Here is a 3,265-nt window from a genome sequence, read left to right on the forward strand (position 1 = left end):
CCACCACCCTGGTGGCGGGTCTCGAACCGGGGCAGCAGCGGTTCCACCAGCTCCCACAGATCGTCCGGGACCAGCCGCAGAGCGAGGCTGCTCTCCATCACATCCATGATCAGATATGTACCCGCAGCCGCCACACAAGACACGCTCTTAACCACACCGAGGCGGTACGACAGCTGCGGGGGCACCCCCGGCGATGGAGGCTCCATGAGCACGCAGGACGCACGCCCGGCATCCGCCACGCCGACGCGTAGGCGGGGCTCGGTACGACGGACCACGACCCACGACTCGCTGCGGCCGGGCGGGCTACTCGGACCGGTCACCGTCATGGCGCGCGGTCGTGACCTGCGCACCGCGCCCGACGGCGGAAGTACCGTTCTCGGCACGGCACGCCTTGACCTGGAGGTGGGCTACCCGCAGCGGCTCGTACGGCGGATCGCCGGTGACCCGTCTCACCCGGGTCTGACGGCGCTCGCGGGGGTAGCGGTGTCTGCCGGTTTCCGGCAGGCCGTCGACGCCGCGATGCCGGGCGAGCGGACGTCGCGGTCGGTGCGGTTCCAGCTCCTCGACGATCTACCGACGGCACTGCTCGTGAGTGGTTACGCGGTGCAGGCCGCCGGCGCGCACCGCTCTCGTCCCAAGCTCACGCTGCAGTATCCGGACCTCTGCGCCGGCTGGGTGGCCGGAGGCACGCTCGTGTCCGGATTCGCCGGGACCGGTAAGATCCCGGTCCACGTCGGTCCGCATGCGCCGTCGGTCGACTCCGACGACCCGCTCGGCTGGCACACCTTCGACCTGCTCCCTCCGCACGGTATGCGCCGTCGTCGCCGGCTCGACGTCTGGAGGGAAGGCGAGATCGCCGCGGTGGAGTGTTTCTTCCGCGACAGTCACGTGGATGACGACGGCGTCGAGACAATCGTGCACGAGTACACGGTCCATGCCACTGGCGATCCAGCGACACGGCGGTTCCTGTCGTGCGAAGCGGACATCGGTGCCCTCCCGTGGCCGGAGTGCCCCGCAGCGGCGGCCAGCGCCACCCGCCTGGCGGGCGAGGCGGCCGAGGGCCTGCGCGGCCGGGTACGCGACACCTTTGTCGGCCCGTCCACCTGCACGCACCTCAACGACACCCTGCGCTCGCTCGAGGACGTCATGGCCCTGCTGGAACGAGTGGACGACGCGCAGGAGCAGGTCCGCACCCGACCGACAGGTGGCCTCGCCAGCTGACGCCGCCACGGGTCAGACCCGGACAGACGGATCATCCAAAGCTCCTGTGGGGTGCCAGAAGTCGGCCTGGGCCCGTGAGCTGGGCTGATGCGGCGGAGCGGACTGTCGGCATGATGGTCAGTTATGTCCATCCGCCTGCTCTATCTGATCTTCGTGCGGGTGTGTGGCTGGCTGGTTCTCCTCGGCCGCTCGTCGGCGTCCAAGGACATCGAGCTGCTGGTGCTGCGACATGAGGTCGCGGTGCTGCACCGTACCCAGCCGAAGCCCCGGTGGGACTGGGCGGACCGGGCGGTGCCCGCCGCACTGATCCGACTCCTGCCCAGGGCGCTGCGGGCGCACCGGCTGGTCACTCCCGGCACCGTTCTGCGGTGGCACCGCCGCCTGGTCACACGGAAATGGACCCACCCGCACCGGACGGGACGGCCACCGATCAGCCCGGAGATCGCCACGCTGATCAAGCGGCTCGCGACCGAGAACACGACATGGGGCTACCAGCGGATCCAGGGCGAGCTCCTCACACTCGGCCCCCGGGCCAGCGCCTCCACGATCCGCCGAGTCCTGACGTCCCTCGGGCTGCCCCGGCACCGAAACGCCAGACCGACACGATGTGGCGACAGTTCCTGCGTACGCAGGCATCGACCATGCTGGCCGTGGACTTCTTCCACGCCGACTGCGCCGTGACGCTGCGGCGTCTGTACTGCTTCTTCGTCCTGGAGGTCGGCTCCCGGACCGTGCACATCCTCGGGGTCACCGCCAACCCCGACGGACGATGGACCACCCGGCAGATCCGCAACCTCCTCATGGACCTCGGCGACCGGACGGCCGACTTCCAGGTCCTGATCCGCGACCGCGTCGGACAGTTCACCGCCTCCTTCGACGCGGTCCTCGCGGATGCCGGTATCGACGCGGTCGAGATCCCACCCCGGACTCTGCGGGTGAACGCCTACGCGGAACGGTTCGTCCGCACGGTCCGAACGGAAGTCACCGACCGGATGCTGATCGTCGGCGAGCGGCACCTGCGCACCGTCCTGACCGAGTACACCGTCCACTACAACGGACGACGACCCCACCGCGGCCGCGGCCTTCAGCCACCACGGCCCGACCACCCCATCGCCGACGTCACGACGACACGGATCAAGCGCCGACCCGTCCTCGACGGCTTGATCAACGAGTACGAACGGGCAGCCTAAGAGCGTGTCTCAGGTGGGGTGTGGGAGTTTCTTCCAGCAGGTGATCGCGGCGGCCAGGCAGAGGAATCCGAGGAAGTTACGGCCGTTGCGTTCGTAGCGGACGGTCAGCCGGCGGTAGCCGTCAAGCCACGCGATCGTTCGTTCGATCTTCCACCTGTGCCGGCCGAGACGTTCGGTGCTCTCCACCCCGCACCGGGCGATACGTACCGCGATACGACGCCTGCGCAGGAAACGACGCAGCTCCGGCTGGTCGTAGGCCTTGTCTGCCCGCAGCTTGTCCGGCCGGCGCCGCCGTGGCCCATGCCGGGAACGGATCGCCGGGATACTCGCGACCAGCGGGATGAGGACCTGGCTGTCATGCAGGTTCGCCGTCGAGACCGCCACAACCAGCGGCAACCCGGCCCCGTCGGTCAGAACATGCAGCTTCGAACCCGCTTTGCCACGATCGACCGGGTTCGGACCGGTCAGAGATCCCCCCTTTTCGCCCGCAGACTGGCCGCGTCCACGATCACCGACGACCAGTCGACCTGCCCGGCCCCGCCGTGGGCGTCGAGGACCGCCCGGTGCAGCCGGAACCAGACCCCCGCCTGGGTCCAGGTCTGGAACCGGCGGTGCGCCGTGGGTACCGACACCCCGAACTCGGCAGGCAGATGCCGCCAGGCGCACCCCGCCGTCAGCACGTAGACCACCGCAGTGAACACCGCCCGATCCTCTATCGGCGCGGTCCCACCACCCTGGTGGCGGGTCTCGAACCGGGGCAGCAGCGGTTCCACCAGCTCCCACAGATCGTCCGGGACCAGCCGCAGAGCGAGGCTGCTCTCCATCACATCCATGATCAGATATGTACCCGCAGA

2 protein-coding genes and 2 pseudogenes are annotated in these 3,265 nt (G+C 69.2%); 2 read left to right on the forward strand and 2 right to left on the reverse strand.

Annotated features, from left to right (window positions below):
• Window positions 1-98: pseudogene (locus tag FMEAI12_RS40410) on the reverse strand (IS5/IS1182 family transposase); the annotation flags it as partial.
• 106 nt (window positions 99-204) lie between these two features.
• Here FMEAI12_RS40410 and FMEAI12_RS34155 point away from each other — a divergent pair.
• Both FMEAI12_RS34155 and FMEAI12_RS34165 read left to right on the forward strand, forming a co-directional pair.
• Window positions 205-1,221, forward strand: a complete 1,017-nt coding sequence (locus FMEAI12_RS34155) for a DUF2889 domain-containing protein (RefSeq protein WP_112109213.1) — start codon at window positions 205-207, stop codon at window positions 1,219-1,221.
• A gap of 123 nt (window positions 1,222-1,344) precedes the next feature.
• Window positions 1,345-2,411: pseudogene (locus FMEAI12_RS34165) on the forward strand (integrase core domain-containing protein).
• A 9-nt stretch (window positions 2,412-2,420) separates the two neighbouring features.
• On the opposite strand, the gene FMEAI12_RS34170 reads toward FMEAI12_RS34165, so the two are convergent.
• Window positions 2,421-3,235, reverse strand: a protein-coding gene (locus FMEAI12_RS34170; protein ID WP_112104664.1) for an IS5 family transposase whose coding sequence is annotated in 2 segments (ribosomal slippage) — window positions 2,421-2,885 and window positions 2,888-3,235 — 813 coding nt in all. Because the reading frame shifts where the segments join, the coding sequence is not laid out codon by codon here.
• Between the last annotated feature and the right edge of the window lie 30 nt (window positions 3,236-3,265).

Origin of the sequence: Parafrankia sp. Ea1.12, from assembly GCF_900465275.1 — a bacterium.
Lineage (GTDB): Bacteria > Actinomycetota > Actinomycetes > Frankiales > Frankiaceae > Parafrankia > Parafrankia soli.

Bases quoted from the DNA above. Each gene is read 5' to 3' on its own strand.
- FMEAI12_RS34155 (WP_112109213.1), top strand. From the start codon at position 205: ATGAGCACGCAGGACGCACGCCCGGCATCCGCCACGCCGACGCGTAGG.